The 274-nt window shown below is 57.7% G+C and carries 2 rRNA genes; both read right to left on the bottom strand.

Annotation, left to right across the window (positions count from 1 at the left end):
- Nucleotides 1–105 (bottom strand): 5S ribosomal RNA (rrf, locus tag AC0T7J_RS25565); the annotation flags it as partial.
- Nucleotides 106–196: 91 nt separating this feature from the next.
- Nucleotides 197–274 (bottom strand): 23S ribosomal RNA (locus AC0T7J_RS25570); the annotation flags it as partial.

The following is a 274-nucleotide window of genomic DNA, read 5'->3' on the forward strand; positions in this document are numbered from 1 at the left end:
CCCTACTCTCGCATGGGGAGACCCCACACTACCATCGGCGCTACGGCGTTTCACTTCTGAGTTCGGCATGGGGTCAGGTGGGACCACCGCGCTAAAGCCGCCAGGCAAATTCTGTCTCCGCGCCGCCCGTAAGGCCACGCAGATATATCCGGTACAGGCTGAAAATTGTGTCTCTCAAAAACGCCTCTGGCGTTGTAAGGTTAAGCCTCACGGGTCATTAGTACCGGTTAGCTCAACGCATCGCTGCGCTTACACACCCGGCCTATCAACGTCG

It is taken from the genome of Pantoea sp. E956-1 (genome assembly GCF_982223955.1).